This window comes from Halochromatium glycolicum, from assembly GCF_016584085.1.
Taxonomy (GTDB): domain Bacteria; phylum Pseudomonadota; class Gammaproteobacteria; order Chromatiales; family Chromatiaceae; genus Lamprobacter; species Lamprobacter glycolicus.
In genome coordinates, this window is the sequence record NZ_NRSJ01000008.1 from 1 (window position 1) to 24,748 (window position 24,748).

20 protein-coding genes and 1 riboswitch are annotated in these 24,748 nt (G+C 66.0%); of the genes, 9 read left to right on the forward strand and 11 right to left on the reverse strand.

Going from position 1 to position 24,748, the window contains the following annotated elements:
* The 3 genes from CKO40_RS06390 to CKO40_RS06400 form a co-directional block, all read left to right on the forward strand.
* Positions 1-346, forward strand: a 346-nt coding sequence (locus CKO40_RS06390; protein WP_200345371.1) for a group II intron maturase-specific domain-containing protein, incomplete at its 5' end; no start/stop codon positions are given.
* Positions 347-498: 152 nt separating this feature from the next.
* Complete coding sequence (locus tag CKO40_RS06395; RefSeq protein WP_200345372.1) at positions 499-750, forward strand: type II toxin-antitoxin system Phd/YefM family antitoxin; 252 nt, start codon at positions 499-501, stop codon at positions 748-750.
* Positions 747-1,001, forward strand: coding sequence for a Txe/YoeB family addiction module toxin (locus CKO40_RS06400; protein ID WP_200345373.1), 255 nt, complete (start codon positions 747-749; stop codon positions 999-1,001). Before CKO40_RS06395 ends, CKO40_RS06400 begins: the two co-directional genes overlap by 4 nt.
* A 593-nt stretch (positions 1,002-1,594) precedes the next feature.
* On the opposite strand, the gene CKO40_RS06405 is transcribed toward CKO40_RS06400, so the two are convergent.
* The 3 genes from CKO40_RS06405 to moaA all read right to left on the reverse strand — a co-directional run bounded on the left by CKO40_RS06405 (position 1,595) and on the right by moaA (position 8,019).
* A complete protein-coding gene (locus tag CKO40_RS06405; RefSeq protein WP_200345374.1) occupies positions 1,595-4,567 on the reverse strand; it encodes an AMP-binding protein in 2,973 nt (990 codons plus the stop codon).
* Between the two features lie 15 nt (positions 4,568-4,582).
* Positions 4,583-6,640: an AMP-binding protein gene (locus tag CKO40_RS06410; RefSeq protein ID WP_200345375.1), complete on the reverse strand. Its 2,058-nt coding sequence runs from the start codon at positions 6,638-6,640 to the stop codon at positions 4,583-4,585.
* Positions 6,641-7,017: 377 nt separating this feature from the next.
* On the reverse strand, positions 7,018-8,019 hold the full coding sequence (moaA, locus tag CKO40_RS06415) for a GTP 3',8-cyclase MoaA (protein ID WP_200345376.1): 1,002 nt from the start codon (positions 8,017-8,019) through the stop codon (positions 7,018-7,020).
* Positions 8,020-8,182: 163 nt separating this feature from the next.
* On the opposite strand from moaA, the gene CKO40_RS06420 reads away from it, so the two are divergent.
* Together CKO40_RS06420 and CKO40_RS06425 are read left to right on the forward strand one after the other, a co-directional pair.
* Complete coding sequence (locus CKO40_RS06420) at positions 8,183-9,220, forward strand: thioredoxin family protein (RefSeq protein WP_200345377.1); 1,038 nt, start codon at positions 8,183-8,185, stop codon at positions 9,218-9,220.
* 443 nt (positions 9,221-9,663) lie between these two features.
* Positions 9,664-11,223: a mechanosensitive ion channel family protein gene (locus CKO40_RS06425; RefSeq protein WP_200345378.1), complete on the forward strand. Its 1,560-nt coding sequence runs from the start codon at positions 9,664-9,666 to the stop codon at positions 11,221-11,223.
* Between the two features lie 77 nt (positions 11,224-11,300).
* Here the strand turns inward: CKO40_RS06425 and CKO40_RS06430 are convergent, their stop codons facing one another.
* Positions 11,301-11,810, reverse strand: coding sequence for a hypothetical protein (locus CKO40_RS06430; RefSeq protein WP_200345379.1), 510 nt, complete (start codon positions 11,808-11,810; stop codon positions 11,301-11,303).
* A 121-nt stretch (positions 11,811-11,931) separates the two neighbouring features.
* Positions 11,932-12,027, forward strand: a riboswitch (TPP riboswitch).
* Positions 12,028-12,103: 76 nt separating this feature from the next.
* Here CKO40_RS06430 and thiC point away from each other — a divergent pair.
* Positions 12,104-13,996, forward strand: a complete 1,893-nt coding sequence (thiC, locus tag CKO40_RS06435; RefSeq protein WP_200345380.1) for a phosphomethylpyrimidine synthase ThiC — start codon at positions 12,104-12,106, stop codon at positions 13,994-13,996.
* Positions 13,997-14,170: 174 nt separating this feature from the next.
* Positions 14,171-14,524 carry a metalloregulator ArsR/SmtB family transcription factor gene (locus CKO40_RS06440; RefSeq protein WP_200345381.1) on the forward strand — a complete coding sequence of 118 codons (354 nt, stop codon included), beginning with the start codon at positions 14,171-14,173 and terminating at the stop codon, positions 14,522-14,524.
* 48 nt (positions 14,525-14,572) lie between these two features.
* On the opposite strand, the gene CKO40_RS06445 is transcribed toward CKO40_RS06440, so the two are convergent.
* The 6 genes from CKO40_RS06445 to CKO40_RS25270 all read right to left on the reverse strand — a co-directional run bounded on the left by CKO40_RS06445 (position 14,573) and on the right by CKO40_RS25270 (position 20,319).
* Complete coding sequence (locus CKO40_RS06445) at positions 14,573-15,052, reverse strand: LEA/WHy family protein (protein WP_200345382.1); 480 nt, start codon at positions 15,050-15,052, stop codon at positions 14,573-14,575.
* A gap of 93 nt (positions 15,053-15,145) precedes the next feature.
* Positions 15,146-17,458, reverse strand: a complete 2,313-nt coding sequence (locus CKO40_RS06450) for a sensor domain-containing protein (RefSeq protein WP_200345383.1) — start codon at positions 17,456-17,458, stop codon at positions 15,146-15,148.
* Positions 17,459-17,545: 87 nt separating this feature from the next.
* Complete coding sequence (locus tag CKO40_RS06455; protein ID WP_200345384.1) at positions 17,546-17,923, reverse strand: circadian clock KaiB family protein; 378 nt, start codon at positions 17,921-17,923, stop codon at positions 17,546-17,548.
* The gene (gene kaiC, locus CKO40_RS06460) at positions 17,920-19,638 is read right to left on the reverse strand and encodes a circadian clock protein KaiC (protein ID WP_200345385.1); all 1,719 of its coding nucleotides are present in this window, start codon (positions 19,636-19,638) and stop codon (positions 17,920-17,922) included. Before kaiC ends, CKO40_RS06455 begins: the two co-directional genes overlap by 4 nt.
* Positions 19,639-19,691: 53 nt before the next feature.
* Positions 19,692-19,856: a diguanylate cyclase domain-containing protein gene (locus CKO40_RS06465; RefSeq protein WP_200345466.1), complete on the reverse strand. Its 165-nt coding sequence runs from the start codon at positions 19,854-19,856 to the stop codon at positions 19,692-19,694.
* A 64-nt stretch (positions 19,857-19,920) separates the two neighbouring features.
* A complete protein-coding gene (locus CKO40_RS25270; protein ID WP_420827363.1) occupies positions 19,921-20,319 on the reverse strand; it encodes a diguanylate cyclase domain-containing protein in 399 nt (132 codons plus the stop codon).
* 157 nt (positions 20,320-20,476) lie between these two features.
* Here CKO40_RS25270 and CKO40_RS06475 point away from each other — a divergent pair, with 157 nt between their 5' ends.
* Both CKO40_RS06475 and CKO40_RS24865 read left to right on the forward strand, forming a co-directional pair.
* A complete protein-coding gene (locus tag CKO40_RS06475) occupies positions 20,477-21,841 on the forward strand; it encodes a hypothetical protein (RefSeq protein ID WP_200345387.1) in 1,365 nt (454 codons plus the stop codon).
* Positions 21,838-23,259, forward strand: a complete 1,422-nt coding sequence (locus CKO40_RS24865) for an NAD(P)/FAD-dependent oxidoreductase (protein ID WP_200345388.1) — start codon at positions 21,838-21,840, stop codon at positions 23,257-23,259. The genes CKO40_RS06475 and CKO40_RS24865 overlap by 4 nt, the downstream gene beginning before the upstream one ends.
* A 138-nt stretch (positions 23,260-23,397) precedes the next feature.
* On the opposite strand, the gene CKO40_RS06485 is transcribed toward CKO40_RS24865, so the two are convergent.
* The gene (locus tag CKO40_RS06485; RefSeq protein WP_200345389.1) at positions 23,398-24,690 is read right to left on the reverse strand and encodes a LysM peptidoglycan-binding domain-containing protein; all 1,293 of its coding nucleotides are present in this window, start codon (positions 24,688-24,690) and stop codon (positions 23,398-23,400) included.
* Positions 24,691-24,748 lie beyond the last annotated feature (58 nt).

Below are 24,748 nucleotides of genomic sequence, written 5' to 3' on the forward strand. Positions count from 1 at the left end.
GATGGCGTACCGGCTCAAGAAACTCTCCGAATACGTCCGTGGTTGGATGGGCTACTTCGGCATCTCGGACTACTACCGGCCGATTCCCGAGCTGGACCACTGGCTGCGGCGGCGCATCCGCCTGTGCTACTGGAAACAGTGGCGCGGGGTGCGCAATCGCATTCGCCAGTTGCTGGCCCTGGGGTCGTCGAAGCGTGCCGCGATCTGGACGGGCATGAGCTCCAAGAGCTACTGGCATCTGTCCCGCTCGCTGGGCACGCAAACCGGGATGACCAATGACTGGCTGAAAGGCCAGGGCTTGATCAGCATTCGCGATCAGTGGATGAAAGCGCATGGCTATGCCTAAAGCGTCGTGTGCTCCCTTCTTGTGAATCGCCTAGTGCGGACCCGCATGCTAGGTGGTGTGGGGAGGGCGGGCTAAACACCCGCCCTTACCCGATTATGCGCCAATCTTCGACGTACAATTACTTGTACCAAGACATTTTAAAGGCTAGGCCAATGAATACAATTACGTACTCCGAAGCGCGCAGTAAGTTAGCGGACACGATGGAAAAAGTGTGTGATGACCACGCGCCGATGATTATTACCCGGAAAAATTCCCGCTCGGTAGTGATGATCTCCCTTGATGACTACCAAGCCCTTGAAGAAACAGCATATTTGCTCCGTAGCCCGAAAAACGCCCGGCGCTTGCTGGAATCCGTTGCCGAGCTTGAGCACGGTGGCGGTATCGAGCGGAAACTTGTGGAATGAAGCTGATTTTTTCCGAACACGCATGGGACGATTATCTTTATTGGCAGCGCGCAGATAAAAAACTACTAAAAAGAATCAACTTGCTCATTCAAGACATTCAGCGTTCTCCGTTTGAAGGAATCGGCAAACCGGAACCTTTGAAACATGCGCTGTCTGGCTACTGGTCGAGGCGAATAAACGACGAGCACCGTTTTGTTTACAAAGTAGAAGATGACTCACTTTTTATCGCCCAACTTCGACATCACTACTGATGGTATCTGCGCATAACAGTTAACTAGGCAGCAGACTGTGTGTCGCGTGCTACCCTGGAGGCAGCCTAGCACAATAGTGGACCGGTTTACGCATGTTCGGAACGCGCGCCCGAACGTAACGAGCCATGCGGCTGGCGATTGATCGTCGCGGCGCGTGTCGGGGCGACACGTCCGGTTGGGGCCGGTATCTAGAGTGAGTGTCCCGTGGGCGCGGGCCTGCCAATGCGTGCCCCTTGTACGCCAGCGAGCAGAGGAGTTGGTTGGGGCGGTACGCGCCAAGCGGCTGTCGGGGGTGTGGGCGAAGGACATCGCGGCAGTCTTTCCTCGTTTCGCCCGCGACGAGCAGCGGAATGATTGGCAGTTTCGCCAAACCGTGGGCGGCCTGCAATTGCTGCTCATTGACGTGGCGCAATCGGAGTAGCAAGGGCTCTTATTGGGAGTATTTGGGAATCGGACCGCGAGCTGGAAGCCGAGCATCCGACATGGGCCATGGCCATGGCGCGTGATGCACCGATTGAGGCCAAGCACAGGTATGAATGGCTCACTTCAACGAAGGCGCTGGTGACGCAATTGGTATAGACGCTTCGCTGAGCTTAGGCGCCAATAGGGGCTGCCGCCTCGCCGCAATGCGCAGCGATGTAGGCCCTTGCATCGTGCCGTAGCTGCACCGCCGCCTGCCAGTCGTTCCCGGCCGGCCACAAAGGCTCGCCGATGCTGATCCGCACCCGGCCCCAGTGCGGGACGAAGGTGTTGCCGGGGTAAAGCGCACGGCTGCCCTGGATGGACACCGGCAGCACGGGCACATTGGCGCCGGCGGCGGTGATGAAGGCGCCCATCCGGAACGGCAGCAGGCCGGGCTGTTGGCGGAAGGTGCCCTCGGGGAAGAAACCGAGTGGACGGCCGGCGTCGAGGGTCGCTTGGAAACGGCGCATGTCCTCGGTGCTGCGCAGCAGGTCGAAGCGGTCCACGAACAGGCTGTCGAGACGTTGCATCGGCCAGCGTATGAACGGGTTGGTGCGCAGCCCCGCGGCGGCGACGAAGATGAGGGGACGGCGGATCTGCTGGATCAGCAGGCCGACGTCGAGGTAGCTCTGGTGGTTCGCAACCAGCACGAACGGCTGACCAGGCGGCGGGACGCGCTCGAGGCCCTGTACATGGAGCGGAACCAGCGCGAGGCGACGCAGGAGTGCGACGCCGGCTCGCGCCGCACGCCAGCGCAGGACCAGCGAGGGTGCTGCGATGATGCCGAGCCAGAACGGCGGCGCCAGCAGCCCGAACAGCAGCCAGGCGTAGCCGGCGTAGAGCCGCGCCGGCAGCCGCTGGACGAAGCGCAGCGCCACGGCGCCGAGCGCGGCGGCGCTCACCCGCAGCAGCTGCCAGAACGGCTTCGGCGCTCCCGCGGCGAGCTTGCCAGCGGCCCAGCGCTCGCGCGCGCTGCCGCGGCGGAGCTTACCGCTGGAAGTCTTGGGGATGGCGCGCGGCGGCACCAGCAGGATCTCCTCGGGCGGCAGACCCAGCACCTCGACCGCGCGCTCCCGCAGGTGCTGCGCCAGCGCGGTGCGCCGGGCTGGGTCGCGCTCGCGCGTCTCGGCGGCCAGCACCAGCCGCTCGCTGCCGCGCTGCGGGTCGGGCGCGGCGAAGGCGACGACGCAGCCCTTGCGGATGCCAGGCAGCTCGCCGATCGCCTGCTCCAGCTCGTAGGGATAGAGGTTGCGCCCACCGCGGATGATCAGGTCCTTGACCCGGCCGGTCAGGTACAGCTCGCCGTCGGCGAGGTAGCCCCGGTCGCCGGTATCGTGCCAGCGCTCACCGTCGATCTCCCGGATCAGCTTCGCCGTCGCCGCCGGGTTGCGGTAGTAGCCGCGGGTCGCGGAGGGACCCTGGAACCAGACCTGGCCCTCGTGGCGCTCCGGCAGCGCTTGGCCGTTCTCGGCGGTGATCCGCACTGCGTAGCCCGGCAGCGCTCGGCCGCAGCTCACCACGCGGGTCGCCTGCGGGTCATCACAGGGCACGGGCAGCGCGCGGCCGGCGGTGGTGAAGCGCTCACGGTCGATGCAATCGATCGCCGGGCCGCGGCTGGCCGGCGGGAAGCTGAGCCCGACCGCTGCTTCCGCCAGCCCGTAGACCGGCGCCAGCGCATCAGGGCTGAGCCCGCAGCGGCCGAAGCGCTCGGCGAAACGATCCAGCGTCTCGGCGCTGACCGGCTCAGCACCGTTCAGGGCGCGGCGCCAGCAGCTCAGGTCCAGACCGGCGAGGTCGGCGTCGCGGATGCGCTTCAGACAGAGCTCGTAGGCGAAGTTGGGGGCCGCCGAGAGGGTGCCGCGGTGACGGTGGATCGCCTCGAGCCAGCGCCGCGGCCGGGCCAAGAAGCTGAGCGGTGACATCGAGACCAACGGGACGCCGAAGTAGAGGCTGCCGAGCCAGGCGCCGATCAGGCCCATGTCGTGGTAGAGCGGTAACCAGCTGACGAAGACGTCGTCAGGGCGCGCCGCGACCGCGTCGCACATGGCGCGGATGTTGGCGAGCAGGTCGGCGTGGCTCAGCACCACGCCCTTGGGCTGGCCGGTGCTGCCCGAGGTGTACTGCAGGAAGGCGATGTCGTCCGGCTTGCGGGCTGCTGCGGCGGTGATCGGCGCGGCCTCGGTGAGGTCACCCGGCTGCAGGATGCCCTGCAGCGACGGCACCTGGGCCCGCAGAAGCCGCGCGACCGTTAGCGCCTGCGGCACGGTGATCAGCACCATCGCCCCGGCGTTGTCGAGGATGCCGGCATGACGGCGCAGGTGGTCTTCGAGCTGCTCTGGGCGCGCCGGCGGATAGATGGGCACTGGGATGCCGCCCGCGAGCAGGATGCCGAAGAAGCTCGCGAAATAGTCGAAACTGGTCGGCAGCATCACCGCCACGGTGCGACCCGCCTCGAGGCCGCATGTTTGGAGCCCGCCGGCGATGCGGGCCGCCGCCTGGTGCAGCTCGGCATGCGTGATCGGGCGCGGGTCGGGTGCATCCTCGTAAAGCAGGATGTGGACTCGCTCCGGCGCCCGCTCGGTATGCCACTCCAACAGTTCCGGCAGCGTGAGGACGGCGCTTGGCAGGGCGTGCGGCGCGTCCGTATCCGTGCTGGTCGCGGCCACCTCAGGGTGGCCGCTTGCTGCGATGCCTGCCGCCGCGCTGGATGAGCCGGCTGGCGCGGGCTGCAGCCGTTTCAGCAGGTCCCGCGGTGTCGGCGCCAGCACTGCCTCGTCCGGGAGGCGGGCGCCGAGTCGACGCTCGATCCGGGCGATCAGCTCGGAGCGGCCGATGCTGTCGAGACCGAGGTCGGCTTCGAGACGGGTGTCGAGGCCGATCTTCCCGGGCGCTAGCGTGATGCCGGACTCGTCGGCAAACTGGCGCAGCAGCGCCAGCACCTGCTCGCCGATATCCTGTTGGTCGGTCGCAGCGCTGTCGCGCCTGCCTTCGCCGGAATGGCCTTCGCCGGAATGGCCTTTACCGGCTTCGCCTTCGCTGACTTCGCTTTCACCGGAGTTGGCGCGCTGCTTCTGCGAAGACTGACCGTGCGACAAGGTCTTCATCCTCAGGGTCTTGGCTTAGCCGCTCTTGCCGCGGAGGGCGGGTCGTGGTCGGCTGTAGAGGGCCTCGAGGGCGGGTCCGAATTCCGCCATCAGCTCCGGTCGCTTCAGCTTCATCGTCGGCGTGATCAGGCCGTTGTCGATGGTCCAAGCTGACCGTGTCAGATGAACCGCGTGCACCTGGGCATAGCCCGGGAAGTCGCTCAGCCTGGCTGCGGCCCTGGTGAGGGCCGCATCGATCGCTAGAGGATCGGCCAGCGATGAGGGGTCGTCCGGGTCCAGGCCGAGTCGAGCGGCAAGCCGACGCCAAGGTGCGTCGCTCAACACCAGCACGGCGGCGAGGAACTGGCGGCCCTCGCCGACCACCATCGCCTGATCGAACAGCGGCTCCATCGTGAGCGCTGACTCCATCTCGGTCGGCGGGATCTTTTCACCGGTCGAGGTAACGATGATCTCCTTGAGCCGACCGCGGATGCCGATGAAGCCGTCATCGTCGATCTCGCCGATATCGCCGGTATGCAGCCAGCCCTCAGCGTCGATCGCCTGGGCCGTTGCGGCCGTCTGCTGCCAGTAGCCTGCACAGACATTGGGTCCGCGCACACAGAGCTCCTGCTGAGCTCCGAGCCGGACCTCGACGCCGGGCAGCGGCGGTCCGACCCAGCCCGGTCGGAAGCCCGGTGGTGTGGTGCCGGTCACCACCGGCGCGGCCTCGGTGAGCCCATAGCCCTCGGTGAGCGGCAGACCGAGACCGACGAAGAAGCGTCCGACCGTCGCCGACAGCGGTGCACCGCCGCTGACCGCGACCCGCAGCCGGCCGCCGAGCCGGCCCCGGATCTTGCGGGCGACGAGCCGATCGAGCAGCGACCAGCGAATCTGGTCCATCAGGCTCAGGGGTGCTTGCCTGCCTTGGTTCGCCTGGAACCGCTGCCAGCCGATGCGCACCGTCGTATCGAGCAGCCGCCGCTGGATGCCCTCTGAACCGAGTTTGCCCTGGATGGCGAGGTAGACCTTGTCGTAGACCCGTGGGACCGACAACAGCACGGTCGGGCGGATGGTCATCAGATCGTCGCGCAGTTGGTCGATCGAGCGGGCATAGGCGATGGTGCAGCCGGCCATCATCGGCAGGTAGTGGCCAACGGTGCGCTCGAAGGCATGGGCCAGCGGCAGGAACGAGAGGAAGACATCGCTTGGACGCGGCGGGATGCGCGCGATCACGGCCGCGGCGTTGGTGAGGATGTTTCGGTGCGAGAGCATCACGCCCTTGCTGCGGCCGGTGGTGCCGGAGGTATAGACGAGTGTCGCGAGTTCATCGGGGTCGGCTGCCGAGTCGAATTCAGACTGGCTAGCCAGGGAGGCCGGGTGCGACGACGGGTGAGACCTCGGGTGAGACCTCGGGTGAGACGTCGGGTGAGACGTGGGGCGAGGCGTCGAGCCGGACCTCGAGCCGAACCTCGAGCCGAACCCCGAGCCGAACCCCGAGCGAGATGCCAAGGTCGAGGGGGCCTTCGCCAACGTCTGCTCCATCTCAGCTGTGGCGGCGCTTGTTGGCTTGGCAGGGAGCCAGTCGTCGAGGGTACGCAATCGGGGGTCCTGGGCCGAGCTGGGCGCCGAGCCGGGCGCCGAGCCTGGAACGGCGCCGGTCAGCCGCCTGAAGAGCACCCGTTGCAGCGCCGGCAGCGGATCGGCCTGGGCGACCAGCGCTGCCCAGGGGGCGTCGCTGTCCAGCAGCACGAGCCGCGCACCGGAATCGGCGAGGATGTGCGCGAGATTGCCTGGGCTGTCGGTGGTGTAGAGCGGCACCGTTACCAGCCCGAGCGTTAGCGCCGCCTGGTCGAAGCAGACCCAGTCGACGCCGTTCGGCAGGCTCATCGCGACCCGATCGCCGATGGCGAAACCCTCGGCAGCCAATCCGGCGCGCCAGCGCGCGACTTCGGCGGCGATCTCGTGCCAGCGGTAGTCGCGCCAGCGACCGTTCTCGAACTGGCGGTAGGCGAGGGCACGCGGGGTCCGGCTGACACGGAGCCGGAACAGCCCTGTCAGCGTTCCGGCCGCTTCCGGCGCGATCGGCTCATCCACGGGCCTTGGGTCCGGTGCTTGCGAGCGGCGCCCTGACCGCGCGAGCGGCGGAAGCAACCGTCGGCGCGGACCGACGATGCCGCGATCTCTGATGCGAGCCTCCACGACAACCTCTCTGCCGCGGTGCCGCAGGAGCGCACACCCCTGGGTGGCGCGGCCATCTGGATAAGCCTAGTTCGAGTATAGACCGTGCTGGCGACTCGAAGCGGCAGGATGCCACGCCGCTGACGGCGTTGGCCGCCGGCCAAGATCCGGTGAATAGACTGCGCGATGGGGCCTGGCGATGTGCTGATCCGTCAGCCATTCCCGGTCATGCGGGCCCTGGTCATGCCCGGGGGGAGTCTAACGCGGCGAGGAACAGCAGAGCGCGGCCTCGCTCAGCCCCCGGTTGCGTTCATATGGCGGAAGATTACCGGCTTGGCCTCGAGGTCGAAATCATGGCCTCTGGGCTTGATCGCCATCGCGTTGACGATCGCGCGTTTGACCGGCTCGTCGTCGAGCGGATTGGCACGCAGCACGCGCCTGAGGTCGGTCGAGTATTCCTGACCGAGACAGAGGAGCAGCCGCCCCTCGGCGGTGACCCGCACCCGGTTGCAGCTGCCGCAGAAGCTGTGGCTGTGCGGTGAGATGAAGCCGATGCGGGTATCGCTGCCGGCGACGCGCCAGTAACGCGACGGGCCGCCGGTGCTCTCGGTGGTCGGGATCAGCTCGTAGTGCCGGGCGAGATCGGCGCGAATCGCGTCGCTCGGGTAGAAGGCCTCGGCGCGGTCGTGATCGCCGATGACGCCGAGCGGCATCTCCTCGATGAAGGAGATATCGAGCCCGCGCTCGAGCGCGAAGCCGACCAGGTCCGCGACCTCGTCGTGATTGCGGTTCTTCAGCACCACGCTGTTGAGCTTGATGCGGCGGATGCCGGCCGCGCGCGCAGCCTCGATGCCGGCGAGGACCTTGTCCAGCTCGCCGAGCCGGGTGATGCGCTTGAAGCGCTCGGGGTCCAGTGAGTCGAGACTGATGTTGATCCGGTCGACGCCGGCGGCCTTGAGCCCATCGGCAAAGCGCGGCAGCTGGGTGCCGTTCGTCGTCAGCGTCAGCTCCTTGAGGCCGTCGAGCGTGCCGAGCGATCGGAATAGGGTCATCACATCGCGACGCACCAACGGCTCGCCCCCGGTCACCCGCAGCTTGGTGACGCCGAGCTCGGTGAAGCAGCGCCCAAGCCGCGCGAGCTCTTCGAGGGTGAGCACCTGCGCCCGCGGCAGGAAGGTCATATCCTCGGCCATGCAGTAGACGCAGCGTAGGTCGCAGCGGTCAGTGACCGACAAACGAACATAGGTGACGTGCCGCCCGAAGCGGTCGATCAGGGCTGGTGGTAGCTGGGACATAGGCGGCTGACCTCGAGGCAGGCGCGCTCGGGCGGTTCGGCAGGCTGAAGGTGACCAGGTGACCGGCGACTCGGTATCCGAAACGCCGGCCTCGCGCTACGATTCTGCCGTGAGGTTTGGTCAAGATACAAACAGACAACCACAAGGGGATTGAGGAGGACCCATGCGACGATCACTATCCGTAGCCGCGCTGCTGTGCTGGCCACTACTGCTGATGTCCGGTACCGCACTGGCCGGCGAGGAGGTTCCCGACGCGTTCGATGATGGGGCGATCTTCCAGATCAAGTACCCGGCCTGGTTCAAACAGAGCTTCCTGACGCTTGCGGATGACGCCGAGGACGCCGAGGCGGCCGGCAAAGAAGGGCTGTTCCTGTTCTTCACGACCCAGGGCTGCTCCTACTGCCATCTGTTCATCGAGCAGAGCCTCGGTGATCCGACGCTCGCGGCCCGGCTGCGCGAGCACTTCGATAGCATCGGCCTCGAGATCTTCTCCGACGCCGAGATGACCGATTTCGACGACAAGCAGACGCGGGTCAAGACCTTTGCGCTGGAGCAGGGCGTCGAGTTCGCACCGTCGCTACTGTTCGTCGACACCGATGGCGAGCCGCTGCTGCGGCTGACCGGTTATTACGGTCCGGAGCGCTTTGCCCAGGTCCTCGATTACCTGACGACGGATGCCGGCGAGGGCCTCTCCTGGCGCGAATACCTGGCTGTGCTGCGGTCCGACCGTTCGGGATCGGCCGCGCCGCTGCGCTCGGACCCACTCTTCGCCGAGCCACCGTTTGCACTGAATCGCTCCGAGTTCCCGGCTGAGCGGCCCCTGCTGGTGCTGTTCGAGACCAGTGGCTGTGCGCGCTGTGAGCGTTTCCATGACCAGGTGCTCGCCGACGCGACGATCCGGGAGCAGCTGGCCGGCTTCGATATCGTTCGGCTCGATGCCAGTGATGAGCAAACGCCGGTGCTGACACCCGGCGGTGAGCGCACCAACGCTGCTGACTGGTATCAGACGCTCGGCTTCACCCAGCTGCCGGCATTGGCCTTCTTCAGTGAGACCGGGGAGCCGGTTTTGACGACCGATGCGCTGGTGCTGCAGAGTCGGATGACCAACTCGATCGGTTTCGTGAACGAGCGCGCCTACGAGCGCGGCTGGAACTATCAGCGCTACGCGCGCAGCCAGGCATTGAAGAAGGCCGCCGATTGAGGCCGGCACCCAGTGATCGTCGAGAGGGGACGTCCCGATCTCGGCACGCGCGGTCGCGGAAGCTTTGGGAGGCAGGTGATGGGCAACTCCGAAGCGATGATCCTAGAAGGCCGCAGTTGGACGGCCGTCACCCATGGGTGCGCTTCATGAAGCGCCAGAAGCGGAACCAGTGCAAAGGGTTGCATGCTGGGCTAAGGCGATTTCTGTCAAAGCTCATACCGCCTTGCTGGTCTTTTCGCTCGCCTTCTTCGTCGCGCCGCCGGTCACATAGCCCGGCTATGCTCCCGGCGACGCTCCTCGAAGGCAAACGAAAATCCTGCGCAATTCGGTACGAGCTTTTCCGGCAATCGCCTAAGCGGTCAACTGCGGTTTCTAGGATGATGCGAGATCCAGCGGCGAGGTGAACGGTTGCTGCGCGTAACAGGCGAGCTGAGCTTTAGGCAATGAATCTGCTGCAAGGGTTCGTCGACCGACTGACCGACAGCTATTGGTATCTGCTGCTGGGACTGCTGGTGCTGGTGGTGCTTTGGCGCTTGGGCACCCTGATCATTGGAAAGCGACCGCTGGCGGACCACTTCCCGCTGCTGTCCGCGCTGCTGGATGTGATCCTGATGCCACTCTGGGTGATCATCACCGGCGGGCTGGTTCACTATGCAGCGCGTGTTCTCCAGTTGCCCGTGCTGTCGGGGCCGATCCACTGGACCACGTCTCTACTCGTCTATCTGACCGCCGCCTGGGCCATGGGGCGGGTGGTCACGGTGATGAGCCGGCAACGCCGACGGCGCAAGAAGCGCAGCGAGCAGATCCCGAAGCTGATCGAGGCGCTGATCTATGTCGTGATGCTGATCCTCGCGATGGCCCTGTTCATGTGGCAGCAGGGTTACTCGTTCACCGGCGTCTGGGTCTCGACCGGTGTTGCGGCCGGCGTGATCGGTCTCGCGCTACAGCGCACCCTCGGCGATCTCTTCGCCGGGGTCTCGCTCGGGATCGAGCGCCCGTTTCGGATCGGCGACTGGTTGGAGATCCCGGACGAGAAGCTGGTCGGCCAGGTGGTCGATCTCAATTGGCGCGCGACCCGATTGCGCGGCTGGGATAACGCGACTGTGGTGATCCCGAACGGCCGCATGGCCAGCGCGTCACTCAAGAACTACTACAGCGATCACCATCTCTACGCGCCCTGGTATTTCGTCAGCATCCCCGCCGAGGTCTCACCGCGCTTCGCCTCGGCGTTGCTGCTCGATGCGGCGATGCGCTGCGAATCGGTGCTCAAGTTCCCAAACCCGGTGGTGCGCCTGGCCGATGCATCGAAGATGCCCTACAGCTACATGGTCTGGGTGCATCTGCGGAACTATCCCTCGATGTTCCGGGCGCGCGAAGAGCTCTATCGCGAGATCCACCTCGGGCTGCAGGAGGCCGGGATCGAGATCGCGCCGGAGGTCACCGAGATGCGCACCCGCCGAGCGCACATCAACCGCGCCGAGCCGCCGACCATCGCGCTGGCTCTGCGCGGACTCGATGTGGCGGGGGTGCTCAGTGATGACGAGCTGGCTCAGCTCGCGGCCCGCAGCGAATATCGCTACTACAACGTGGGCGATCAGATCCTGGCCGAGGGCGGCGTCAGCGATGCCTTCTACGTGATCATCGGCGGGTTGGTCGATAGCGCGGTGCGGCTGCCGGACGGTTCATCGAAGGTGGTCGAGACGCTCGGCCCGGGCAAGCATTTCGGCATCTCGGAGATGCTGACCACGCAGCCCAATTTTCTCGAGTTCGTCGCCAACACCGATGTGACCCTGATCCGGATCGATCTCGAGGCGGTGCGGGCGCTGATCGAGCAGCGCCCGGAGTTGAGGGAGTACCTCGCTGAGGTCGTCAAGACCCGTCTCGATGCGGCCGATGCGGCGCGGGTGGCGAGCCGGCGCCCGGTCAGACGGCTGTCGCTGCGCGATGTCAGGGAGGGGATCGAACGGCGGCTGCGCGGAACCCGTGCATCGCCGCGGCAATGAGCCGGTGCGGCCCCTAGGAGGCTGTCCGCGGCGCCCGCGCCCGATGCGCTGCAGCGCGGGCCTGCTGTGGAGAGGACTCAGTTCGCCGCTTCGCCGCCCTCTGCCGGTTGTTGGGCTTCGCTTGCGCTACCCTCTGTTCGCATTTCAGCGATGCGGGTCTGCAGCTGATCGATTTGATCCTGCACCGAATCGGGCAGCGAGAGATCAAGCTCATTGAGCCTGTCCAGGATGTCCTGCGCCGAGCCGATCCGGTTCTCGTCGAGAAAGGTCTTGGCCTGATCGACCAGCTCTCGAACTTGCGTCTTGGCCAACTCGGTCAAGGAGCCGCCTTCCTGTTGGGCGACATCGAGCGCTCCCGTAGCGGCCTGCAGCGCTTGCTGACCGGCCTGGGTGGCACTGTCCATCGCCGCCTGTGCCTGCTGCCGCACCTGATCCATGGCTGAGTCTTCGGATGCGGGGGCGGACGCCGGGGCTGCGCTGTCGGCCGTGCCCTCCTCGGCAGTGTCTGCTTGCTGGTCCTGTTCGCCACAGCCGACAACAGTGAGCGCCAAGACGGTCAAAACGGATGCGATCATGGGATAGTTCATTCGGAATGCTCCTCAGCGAAAAACGACGCGATGGCGGATGCGCCGTTAGTTTGCCAGAAGGTCGCAAGCGGCATGGAACGGATGGTTGAAATCCTCCCTGGCTTTCGATAGCGTCTGCGTCAAGTCCTGCTGGGGGTGCCCGCGACCGCGGGCTGAGAGAGTCCCCTAATCACCTGATCCGGTTCGTACCGGCGTAGGGAAGCCAGGGCGAGCCAGGGTCAGCCCAGCCGCTCGTTTCGGCGCTTCCAATGCCGGTTCTGCCGTCGCTGCCATCGTCGCCGAGAGGAGCCGCTATGAGCGCCATCCCTGAAGACTTCATCGAGACCACCGCCCGGCTCTCGGATGAGGTCACCCGCCCGTTTCCTGCATCGCGCAAGCGCTATGTGACTGGCTCCCGACCCGACATCCGGGTGCCGATGCGCGAGATCGCGCAGACGCCGACCCACGCCAGCGACGGGATCGAGGAGAACCCGCCGATCTTCGTCTACGACACCTCGGGACCCTACTCCGACCCCGACGCCCACATCGACCTGATGGCCGGGCTGCCCGAGGTGCGCAGCGCCTGGATCGCCGAGCGCAATGATACCGAGCTGCTGGGAGGGCCGACCTCGCGCTTCGGCCAGCGCCGCCAGCAGGACCCGGCACTGGCCCATCTGCGCTTCGAGCATATTCGCACCCCGCGCCGCGCCAAGGCCGGGCGCAATGTGACCCAGATGCACTATGCGCGCCGCGGCGAGATCACGCCGGAGATGGAGTACGTCGCGATCCGCGAGAACATGCGCCTCGATGCGCTGCGCGCCGATCCGCGCTACGCGAAGCTGCTGCGCCAGCATCGCGGTCAGGCGTTCGGTGCCAATCTGCCGGAGCAGATCACCCCGGAGTTCGTCCGCGATGAGGTTGCGGCCGGGCGTGCGATCATCCCGGCCAATATCAACCATCCGGAGCTCGAGCCGATGATCATCGGCCGCAACTTCCGGGTGAAGATCAACACCAATATCGGCAACTCGGAGACCACCTCCAGTATCGAGGAGGAGGTTGAGAAGATGGTCTGGTCGGCGCGCTGGGGCGGCGACACCCTGATGGACCTCTCGACCGGCAAGCACATCCACGAGACCCGCGAGTGGATCCTGCGCAACGCGCCGATGCCGATCGGCACCGTGCCGATCTATCAGGCGTTGGAGAAGGTCGATGGAAAACCGGAAGAACTGACCTGGGAGCTGTTCCGCGACACCCTGATCGAGCAGGCCGAGCAGGGCGTCGACTACTTCACGATCCATGCCGGCGTGCTGCTGCGCTACATCCCGCTGACCGCCGAGCGGGTCACCGGCATCGTCTCGCGCGGCGGCTCGATTTTGGCCAAGTGGTGCCTGGCCCACCACCAGGAGAACTTCCTCTACACCCACTTCGCCGAGATCTGCGAGATCATGCGGGCCTATGACGTCTCGTTCTCGCTCGGTGATGGTCTCCGACCCGGCAGCATCGCCGACGCCAACGATGAGGCGCAGTTCGCGGAGTTGGAGACCCTCGGCGAGCTGACCCGGTTCGCCTGGGAGCACGATGTCCAGGTCATGATCGAGGGGCCCGGCCACGTGCCGATGCAGATGATCGAGGAGAACGTGACCAAGGAGCTCAAGGACTGCTTCGAGGCGCCGTTCTACACCCTTGGGCCCCTGATCACCGACATCGCGCCGGCCTATGACCACATCACCTCCGGCATCGGCGCGGCCAACATCGGTTGGTATGGCACCGCGATGCTCTGCTACGTGACCCCCAAGGAACATCTGGGCCTGCCGGACAAGCAGGATGTGCGCGATGGCATCGTCACCTACAAGATCGCCGCGCATGGCGCCGACCTAGCGAAGGGTCTACCCGGCGCGCAGGTCCAGGACAACGCGATCAGCAAGGCGCGGTTCGAGTTCAGGTGGGAGGACCAGTTCAACCTGTCGCTGGACCCGGACCGGGCACGCGAATTCCACGACCAGACCCTGCCGCACCAGTCGCACAAGGTCGCGCACTTCTGCTCGATGTGCGGGCCGCACTTCTGCTCGATGAAGATCACCCAGGACGTGCGCGACTATGCGAAGGCGCATCAGCTCGACGATGACCAGGTCGCACTGGAAGTCGGGATGAAGGAGAAGGCCGAGGAGTTCGTCAAGGACGGGGCGCGACTCTATCGAGAAGTCTGAGCCCTGGCGAGACCAGCACCTGCGCGCCAAGCGTTACGCCACGCGGCCGAATCCGCGCCCAACAATACAGCATCAGAGACCGATGTCCGTAATCGACCGAAAGCTTCAGGTGGGTCAGAACGGTGACGCTGCGCACGCTTGTGGGCGCTGCACGACGACCATTGGCGACGCGATATGAGCATTCAAGCCACCGATCTGTTCGCCGCGCTGGCCCATGACACGCGGTTGCGGACACTGATGCTGCTGGCCGAGCACGATGAGCTCTGCGTCTGCGAGCTCACCTACGCCATCGGCGTGAGCCAGCCGCATCTGTCACGCCATTTGGCGCAGTTGCGTCAGGTCGAGCTGGTGGCCGATCGCCGCGCCGGGGTCTGGATCTACTATCGTGTCAACCCGCAGCTGCCTGGCTGGGCACAGGCGGTGCTGCGCGAGACGCATGCGGGGCTGCGCGACACCAACCCCTTCGTCGATGATCTCGCCGCGCTCGGTGCGATGCCGAACCGGCCGGACGCGCCGCGCTGCGCCTGAGAGACGAAAGGCCGTCCGAGGCCGTTCGAGGCCAAGGGCCTTTGGCCGTCAGCGCAGCGATGCGGCGAGCTTCAGGATGCCGCGGGCATCGATCTTGCCGCGGTGGTCGTAGTTGACGTGCAGTCCCGGCAGGGGCGTCAGGGTGCCGGTGAGACGATAGGGCCAGGGCTGCTGCTTCAGTGCCAGCGCCGGCAATGCGCGAGCGAGGTGTTTGGCGTTGCCACTGACCAGTAGCTCGATCTCGGCCTCGCTCCGCGCGGGGACCCAGCGCGCGAGCGCCCCCTCGCCATTGGCGATCTCATAGGCATCGAGCCAGACGCGATAGGTGATCGCACGGATCGGCAGCGGCAATGGAGCCGGGTTTTGGACGCGCAGCTTCACGCGCAGCGTTTGCGCGGCCGCTGTGACCCGCTCGGGCCGCAACCCCGAGAGCTTGACCTCCGGCGGTGCCGAGCGGTAGATAAGCCAGACCCAAAGGCCTCCGGCGGCCAGGGCCAGCAGCAGCACCAACAGCAGGGGCCAGATCATGATGGCTGTGCCCCCATCCGGTCATCAGTCGCTGGCGGCGTTCGGCGGTGCCACTGATCGTGGCAGCGTCGGGGGGCTAAAGGTGGATCAGTCCTAAGCGTGTTCATTGAGTGCATCTCCATTGAGTGCATCGGCCGGTCCCGGGCGGCCGAACAGGTAGCCTTGGAATCCATGGCAGCCGTTACTGATCAGGAAGCGGCGTTGCGCGTCGGTCTCGACGCCCTCGGCGATCACCGGCAGGCCCAGCTGTGGGGCCAGGGCGAGGACCGCCCGGACGATCGCGGCGTCATTGGCATCGGTGGTGACCTCGTCGACAAAGGACCGATCGATCTTGAGCTCGTCGAGCGGCAGTCGCTTGAGATAGGACAGTGACGAGTAGCCGGTGCCGAAGTCGTCCAGCGCAAAACGCAGGCCGAGCTCACGCAGCGCGGCCATCTTGTGAATGGTGTCTTCGACATCCTCCAACAACAGGCTCTCGGTGAGCTCGAGCTTGAGCCGGTGCGGCCTGATGCCGTAACGATTCAGGGCGGTGCGCACCATGCCGACAAAGTGCGGCTCCCGGAACTGGCGCGCGCTGATGTTGATGGCGAGGGTCCGTTCGTCGCAGCTGCCATGCTGCGACCAGGCCGCGAGCTGCGCGCAGGCCGCCTGCAGCACCCATTCACCGAGCTGCAGGATCAACCCGGACTCCTCGGCCAGATGGATGAAGGTGGCCGGACTCAACAGACCGCGCTCCGGGTGAGCCCAGCGCACCAGGGCCTCGGCTCCGATCATCTGCCCGGCATCGTCGACCTGGGGCTGATAGTGCAACACGAATTGACCGGCTCGCAGTCCTTCTCGCAGTTGCGCCTCCATCCTGGTCCGCAGGTCGAATGCCGTCTGCATCTCCGGGTCGAAGAACCGCAGGGTGTTTCGGCCTGCTTCCTTGGCTTGATACATGGCCAGGTCGGCTCGTTTGAGCAGCTCATCAACGCTGGCTTCGGTCGCGTCGATCAGCGCAGCGCCGATGCTCGGTGTGCTGTGATGGATATAGGTGCCGAGCTCATACGGCTGGGCGAGTGTTCGCTGGACCTTCGCGGCGATAGAGCGTGCCTGGCCGGCGGCCCGGTTGGCCTCAGGGCTGAGACCGTCGAGCACGACAACGAACTCATCGCCACCGAGCCGGGCCACCGTGTCTCGGGATCGCACGCAGGTGCTCAGGCGCTTGGCGACCTGTATCAGGAGCTGATCACCGACATCGTGACCGAGGCTGTCGTTCAGGTCTTTGAAATGATCGAGGTCGATGAACAGGATTGCACCGTGCTGTGCAGAGCGCCGAATGGCAGCGAGCACCTGCCCGAGTCGGTCGATCAGCAAACGTCGGTTGGGCAGCTGTGTGAGGGCGTCGAAGAATGCGAGCTGCTCGATCTGTTCCTCGGCCGCCTTGCGGTCGGTGATGTCCTGGTTTAACACGACCGCGCCGACGATCTCGCCTTCGCGGTCGTGAATCGGGACCGCTGAGCTGAGGATGGTCTTCCGCGAGCCGTCCAGACTCAGGATATCGAGCTCCTCGTTCAGGATCATCTCGCCGTGACGGATTGCACGGACGGCTGCCTGTTGCTGCGGCGCGACAGCCAGCTCGCGGAGCGTCGGCTCGCTGCCCGCAATGCCGCACCCCGTGCTGCCACCAGTGTTGCGCCCAGTGTCGCCCCCAGTGCTGCCCCCAGTGCTGCCCCCAGTGCGATCGCTGTAACGGCTGAAGTCCTTGCCGCCCCAGATCTGCGCTGCAGTCGGGTTGCCATAGGTGATCTGTCCCTGCTGATCCAGGAACCAGACGCCGATCGGCAGGTTCTCGACGATGGTCTTGAGGCGGTGCTCGCTCTGCCGGACCGCTTCTTCGGCGCTCTTATGAGCGCTGAGGTCGGTCACGATCACCGAGAATGCGCCGTGCTTCTGCGCGGGCGGCAGTTCGGTGAACGAGAGATGACAAGGTACCTTGGCGCCACCGGCAGAGAGCAGGTCGAGCTCCATGCGGCGCTGTGGTCTGGGCGAGCCGGTCTGAAGCCAGTCCTGATAGGCTTGACGGTCAGCAGGGGCGATATGCTCGGCCAGCGTCGAGCCGGTCAGTGCGTCGCGGGGAACGCCAAGTATGGCGGCCAGGCGGCGGTTGGCGAAGTAGAGATGGCCGTTCGCCGTGACGGTCATGGCGCCTTCGCCCATCTCCTCGACCAGCAGGCGATAATCATGCTCGGCCCCCTGCAGCTCGAGCACCTGTCCGCCTCGGTCCCCGGCGACGAACAATGCGTCGATCCCGCCGGTGCGGATGGCATCCAATACCGCGTCGGCCTCCGCCAAGCGCTTCCGCAAGGTCTGGAGCTCGCTCGCTGGGTCCGTTGATAAGCCGTTCACGCGCTGCTTCGAGGTCATCGAACGACTCTGGGTCTTGCAACAGTGCTCGGGCCTGCAATCGCGCACACGCCGCGCCGTTGGGGCAGGCGGGCCGCGGCTCGCCGATCAGTCGCGCTTTTCCGCGGGGGATGGCCGCAGGTCGAGTCCGACCAGGGCGCGTTCCACGTCAGAGAGATCGCCGATGATCTTGCGGATTGGCAGCGGAAGGCGGCGCACGACCGTCGGGATGGCAAGGATCTGATCCCCTTGCGCCAGTTGCGGCTGTTCGAGGAGATCGATGACCTCGATCCGGTAGCGTCCGGCCAGGTGCTTTTCGCAGAGGGCCTGCAGATTTGCGAACGCGCTGAGTGATTTCGGGGTCTGTCCGGCCACATAGAGCCGCAGCGTCCAGGTTTCGCCGCCTGTGAGATCCTGGCCGTCCCGATCGTGATTGCTCGGGACGCGGCCAGGCGCGTCATTGTCGTCTTGGTCAGGTTGATTCACGGATTGTTCGCCTCGGGCGACCGCTGCGCGGGGCCGGCGCGGCGCAGCGAGGCCACCGATGCGCGGTCCTGCTGTCGTTGTGTTTCGCGTTCGCGTTCGCGCTCGATCATCGCCATGGTCTCCGCCTCCTGGGCCTCGAACTCTTGGCGCAAGGCCGTGATTTGGGCGTCTAGCACGGCGCGCCGACGCTCGAGTTCATGCTGTCGGCGCTCGATCTCTTGCCGGCGCGCGAGCCGTTCGCTCTCCTCGGCGGATTCCCAGACAGCGCGAGCGGAGCCGGTCAGCACCCCGTCCGGCCCGAGATAGACCTCGCGCAGTTCGATGCCATCGTTGGTGATCAGGAACTCGCGGGTCTGATTCGAGTGCGCCATCCCGCGCGACTTCAGGACGCTGAGGGTGCGATTGCGCTCGCCGCCGGTGTTGACCGCCATCAGCAGCAGCCAGGAATCGATTAACGATGAGATCGCCGAGTCGGTGCGCTCTAGCGACTCGCCGCCCGTCGTCAGGCTCGTGAACAGGGCCGTGATCTGGCGTGTCTTCAGGAAGTCGATCAGCCGCGTCAGCATGGCTTTGACCTCGAGCGTGTTGTTACCGCTGACGAAGCTATTGAGCGGGTCTAGGATCACGGCCGAGGGCTCGAACTGCTGGACCGCCCGATGGATCAGCGAGAGATGCATCTCCAGCCCGGAGAAGGATGGGCGCGTCGCATGGAACTGGAGCAGGCCCTGATCGACCCAGTGCGCCAGGTCGAGGCCGATGGCGCTGAGGTTCCGCTGGATCTGCGACGGCGATTCCTCGAATGCGAAATACAGCACCCGCTCGCCGCGTGCGCAGGCAGCGGATGCGAAATGCCCGGCCAGACTGGATTTGCCCGTTCCAGCGGTGCCCGAAACGAGGATGCTGCTGCCGCGAAAATAGCCGGCGTCACCGAGCATGGCATCCAGCCGCGTGATACCGGTGGAGATGCGCTCGTTTGAGACAGTGTGGTCGAGGCCGAGCGAGGTGATCGGGGTCACCGAGAGGCCCTGGGCATCGATCAGAAACGGGTAGTCATTGGTCCCATGGCTGGAGCCGCGGTACTTCACCACGCGCAGCCGCCGCGTCCAGGTCTGCTCGCGCTGCTGGTGGTCGAGCGTGATCACGCAATCGGAAACGTATTCTTCCAGCCCTTGGCGGGTGAGCTGGCCGTCACCGCGCTCACCGGTCACGATCGCGGTCACGCCCTTGTCCTTGAGCCACCGCAGGAGCCGGCGCAGCTCGGCGCGCAGGATCACCGGATTCGGCAGCCCCGCGAAGACGGCCTCGAGGGTATCGAGCACCACGCGCTTGGCCCCGATGGAATCGATCGCGTAGCCGAGCCGGATGAACAGGCCGCTGAGATCGAAGTCGCCGGTCTCCTCGAGCTCGTTGCGCTCGATCGCGACGAAGTCCAGCGCAAGCTGCTCGCGCGCGACCAGTTCATCGAGATCGAAGCCGAGGGATGCCACATTCTGGGTCAGCTCCTCAGCGGTCTCCTCGAAGGCGATGAACACCCCCGGCTCCTCGAACTGGGTCGCCCCGCGGACCAGGAACTCCATTGCGAATAGGGTTTTGCCGCAACCCGCACTGCCACAGATCAGGGTCGGGCGACCGCGCGGCAATCCGCCCTCGGTGATCTCGTCGAATCCCAGGATACCAGTGGGGGCCTTGGGTAACGGGTCGCGTCTACTGCTCACGTGGCTGCTCTACCTAAACCATCAGCGTCTAATCCTTAAATCATACATGGCTGCTAGTGCTCATGCGCATGGTACGCACCTGCTCCGGGCTGGATCACCGCGAATTCATCGCCGCGGTGCCGCGCGAATAGATCGACCTCGCGCAGCAGGCCACTGCCGCGCTCGGCAATCGCGCAGAGCACGCGCTCGCCGCTCGGGTGCCCGAGTCGGTCGTTGATCTCCTTGGGAACGGTTCAGAAACAACCGGCACAACTCCACCAACGAAGGCCGCTCAAGAAGGGCTTAAGGCGATTGCCGGAAAAGCTCGTACCGAATTGCGCAGGATTTTCGTTTGCCTTCGAGGAGCGTCGCCGGGAGCATAGCCGGGCTATGTGACCGGCGGCGCGACGAAGAAGGCGAGCGAAAAGACCAGCAAGGCGGTATGAGCTTTGACAGAAATCGCCTAACTGGCCAGTCGATGCCCCGGTTATTCTTGCGCCGTTCCTTGAAGTGGCTGAGGTCGAGCAGATGCAGTGAGAAGCGCTCACCGGTGCGCCGATAGCGGGCGAGGGTCTGCGCCAAGCGGTCGGTGAACAGGCGGCGTTTCGCAAGGCCGGTCAGCCTCGAGCCTGTCCATGATCGAGCTGCGCGGCGCTCAGCGAGCCGCGACCATCGTCCGCGACCGGTGCTGCGTGGGCACATCAATCTGAGAGGCCGGCGAGAGCCGAATGATTAACGATCAGATGCGATGAGAGGTCACCGGAACCGGCCGGAATTGCGCAACTGGTATAACGAGATCCATGTCTCAGATCGGCATGATGAGGCGTGATCGGGTCGTCAGTGATAGCGGGAGGGGACGATGAGCGAAGCAGACTCGAGCCAGCGCTGGCGCTGGCCGCGATACCGGGACAGCCTCATTCGGGGTGCAGATGGGGGCTGGCCTGTGCCGGTCGATCAACCGAGTCTGAGGGGGCTCGCGGCGGCTGCGTTGATCGAATGGCGCTATTTCGCGGTCCTCTCACCGGCGTTCCACGGCCTCGTCGGACTCGCGCTGGTCAATCCCGAACGGCGCTTCGCGGCCGTGGCGGAAGGCGGGCTCTTGGTGATCGTTGCCGGGGTGCTCGGTCGGGCGCCGATGCCGGACGGCCCATCTGACGCGTCTCCTATGCTGGTTCCGAGCGACCTGGGTCCGGCGGATCGGATTTCGGCTGATCGGGTTTCGGAGAATCGGGTTTCGGAGAATCGGGTTTCGGAGAATCGGGTTTCGGAGAATCGGGTTGCGACGGGTCAGGCCGAGCTGTGCTGGATGCATCTGTTCTCGCCCGATGTCTGCCTGTTCGACGGGCCAGCTCCCGGTGCGTTAGAGGCCGAGGACCGTCGTTGTCGGCTCTCGCTGCGCCAGAGCGATGCAGCGCAGGCCGAGCTGCGGCTCGAGACAGCGAACGGACTGCAGCTGGATCTGGTGCATCAAGGCGTGAGCGACACCCAGCTTGCGCCGGTGCTGGGCAGCGATCTGGATGCCCCTCTGGGACGGCTGCTCGGTAGCCACTGGCTGGTCGATTGCCCATCGCCTGTCGCCCGGTGCGACGGCGCCATCGCGTTTGGTGGGGACAGCTTGGCATGCCTGGCCACGGCCGCCGGTGACGACGCCGACAGCTATGCAACGCCGGCGCTGCGGGCTCGGGTCTCGGCTGGCGAGCAGGTCTTTCGCTGGCAGGCGGCCGATGGCTATGCCGAGCACAGCTTCGGGATTCGGCCGTTGCCCTTGCATGGCTGGGACTTTCTGTTCGTACCGAAGGCGGCGACCGGCGAGGCGGTGGTCTTGCAGACCTATCGCGGTAGTCGCCAGCTGCGTTATCTGGAGGTCTGCTGGCGGCAGGATGGCGTGACGCGGCACCATCGGTTCGAGGCCAACAGGGTCCGGCTCGACTGGTCGGAACGCACCTTCGATCCGGTACTCGGGGTCTGGCGGCCGCTGCGAAGGACCATTGAAGCGCGCGACGCGGGGCTGCAGGTGCGTGTCGAGAATCGGGTGTTACATCGGATTCCGCTATTGCGGCGGCATCAGCTCGCGGTACGCCATTTCTTCATCAGCGAAGAGATCGGTGTTGCCGACTGGTGGCTCGAGGACGCCCACGGGCGTTGTCTCGCCGAGGTTAGGGGCCAGCGCTGCGGTGGGGAGCTGGCCCATTTTAGATTGCGCGCACCCAGGAGATCGGTATGACAGGCGCCAATGCGCAGCAGGTGATCGTGGTCGGGGCCGGACCGGCCGGCAGTGCAACGGCGTACCATCTGGCCCGAGCCGGCATTGCGACCCTGTTGATCGACAAGGCGGCGTTCCCGCGCGACAAGGTCTGCGGCGACTGCCTGAGTCCGCGCGCACAGCGCTACTTGGACCGGATGGGGTTGCTGGAGCAGGTCGCGGCCGAGTCACATTGCTCCGAGCACATCCGCTTTCGCGCGCCCGGCGGCGCAGCGGCCGCGACCCGGATCACCGGCGACGGCGCCATTCCCAATCGCACCCTGGTGCTGCCGCGACAGCGTTTCGATCATCTGGTGCAGCAGCAGGCCGTGACGGCCGGTGTCCGGTTCCGGGTCGGGCACGTCCGGCGGCTGCTGCCAGAGGGCGGGGTCGAACTCGCCGGTGAGCGCCTGCCGGCAAGGTTGGTGGTGATCGCAACCGGCGCGGCGCTCGGGCTGATCAAGCAGACCCCGCTGGCGCCGCGCGGACCGGTGCATAGCCTGGCGGCGCGCTGTTATCTGGAGCGGCTGCCGGCGCCGGGTCCGGGGCCGGACCTGCGGTTCTTCTTCGATCAGCTGCCGCTGCCCGGTTATGCCTGGCTGTTCCCGACTGGGCCGACGAGCGCCAATCTCGGCTACTGGTACGCCGGCCGCGACGCTGTCTCGGCGTCGACCTTGCTGCCGCGTCTGCTGGCCGAGCATCCTGAGCTGCGCGCGCTGACCGCGGGCGCCGTGCCGGGCGGCCCGGGTCCCGTATCGCGCACTGATCCGGCTTCCGGCTCTGGTGCGGCTCTTGATCCCGGATCAGCTACCCCGCCAGGCGTTGGCGCTGGTCATGGTACTGAGGTGGCTCAGGGCTCGGGTGCCGGGGCCCTAGGCGGGTCTGATGGCGGACCCGCGGACAGCGCGCTGCGCGCAGCGATCAAGGGCTACCCGATCCGTACCGATTTCCTGCGGGCGCCGGTCGCGGCACCAGGTCTGCTCGCCGTCGGGGAGGCCGCTGGGCTGGTGAACCCGTTCACCGGCGAGGGGATCGACTACGCGCTGGAATCAGCAGAGCTCGCGGCCGAGGCCATCCTCGATGCGCTGCGACAGGAGGCGGGGGAGGGTGCCCTGCCGGTCGCCCGCCTGGCCGGTTACCGGCAGGCGTTGGATCGACGTTTTGGGCCGCTGTTTCGGCTCATGCAATTCGCGCAGCGCTATGCCTTCAATCCCTGGGTCTTCGATCGGTTGTTCGGCCGCGGCGAGCAGGGGCAGGCGCTGGTCGATACGCTGATCCAGGTCTGCTTTGGGGCCGCGCCGCCGCGGCGCATCCTGCAGCCGGCCGAGCTGGCGCGGCTAGTGTTATCGAAGCCGGCCCTCGAACGGGGCCGGGAAACCACGCGCCCGGAAAGGGATTGATACAGCCATCTCACCTCATGCGAGTACTGACCCCTTTGATTCTGGCAGCAGTGATGCCGGACAACCAAAAGGGTCTGTACGGATATCGGTGCGGTTGACTAGAGGGGATCACCAAGGGGGAGATCACTGGCGGGTTCATTAGGGGATCACTAGGGTCAGCCCCGGATAGAGCTGGTTGGGGTCCTCGAGCAGATGGCGATTGGCCTCGAAGATGCGCGACCAGTCGTCGCCGTCGCCGTAGAACAGGCTGCTGATGCGGGCGAGCGAATCACCGGGGCGGATGCGGTAGACGGTGCGGGCGCCGTCCGCGCGAGCGAGCAGGAATTGACTGCGATGCAGGGCGTTCTCGGTCGCGCGGACCTGCTGCCAAAGCTGCGGATTCTGGACCCCTTGGCCCTCGTTGAGCAACTTACGGAGGGCTGCGGCATCCTGCTCGGCTTGCTCGCGCGCCTCATCGGCTGTCACTGTGCCCCCTTCGGGCGCCGGGAGTTGATCGCGTAGCTCGGCGAGGCGGGTCTCGAGCTGCTCCTTGGTCTGGCTGCGGCGCGCCTCGGCGGCCTCGAGGCGCTCGATCTGGGCCTCGCGCTGGGCGAGCCGGCGCTCGAGCTGCTCCTTGGTCTGGGCGCGGCGCGCCTCGGCGGCCTCGAGGCGCTTGATCTGGGCCTCGCGCTCGGCGAGCCGGCGCTCGAGCTGCTCGTTGGTCTGAGCGCGGCGCGCCTCGGCGGCCTCGAGGCGCTCGATCTGGGCCTCGCGCTGGGCGAGCCGGCGTTCGAGCTGCTGGAGTTGGGCCTCGACACCGCTCATCCGGCGTTTGTGCTCGCGCACGCGCATCTCGGAGGCAGTGAGTCGGGCGCGGTGCTCTTGGGCGGCGGAGTCACGTTGCCGCTCGAGCTGGACAATCTGCTCGCGCAGCCGGGCCGCTTCTTGCTCGGCGCGCTCGGCCGCTGACTGCGCCTGGCCTAGCTCCTGCTCAAGCCGCGGCAGCTTGGCGGCCTTGGCCTCGAGCTCGGTCTGCTGCTGATTGAGCCGATCGATCTCGCTGGTGAGCGCCGCCTTTTCCGCATTGACCCCGTTGAGCTCTGCCTGCAGCGCCGTGACGCGCTCCTGCAGGGACTCGGCCCTTGACTGGAGTGTTTCAAGCTTGGATTGGAGCGCTGAGCGCTCGCTTTCGGCGCCTGGGTCGTCTGCTTTGGCCTCGGCCGCATCCGCGTGGCTTGAGGCGTCGGGCGAGCCCGACGAAGCGTCCGTTGACTCTGCAGCAACATCCGGCTGGGGGGCCGGATCGGTATCGGCTGCGGCGACTGCGACAGCGGTCAGTCCTAGGCCGCCCGCGAGCAGTGCGGCGAGCAGTGGCCGGTTACCGATGCTGCGGGCACAAGGCTGGACAACGGGGTGAGGGGTGGTGAGGGCGAGGACATTGGGTTTGCGCATCTTGTCTCCGTCGGGTCGCCAAGATGAGGGAACGCCCGGCCTATCGGGCGGGTGTGCT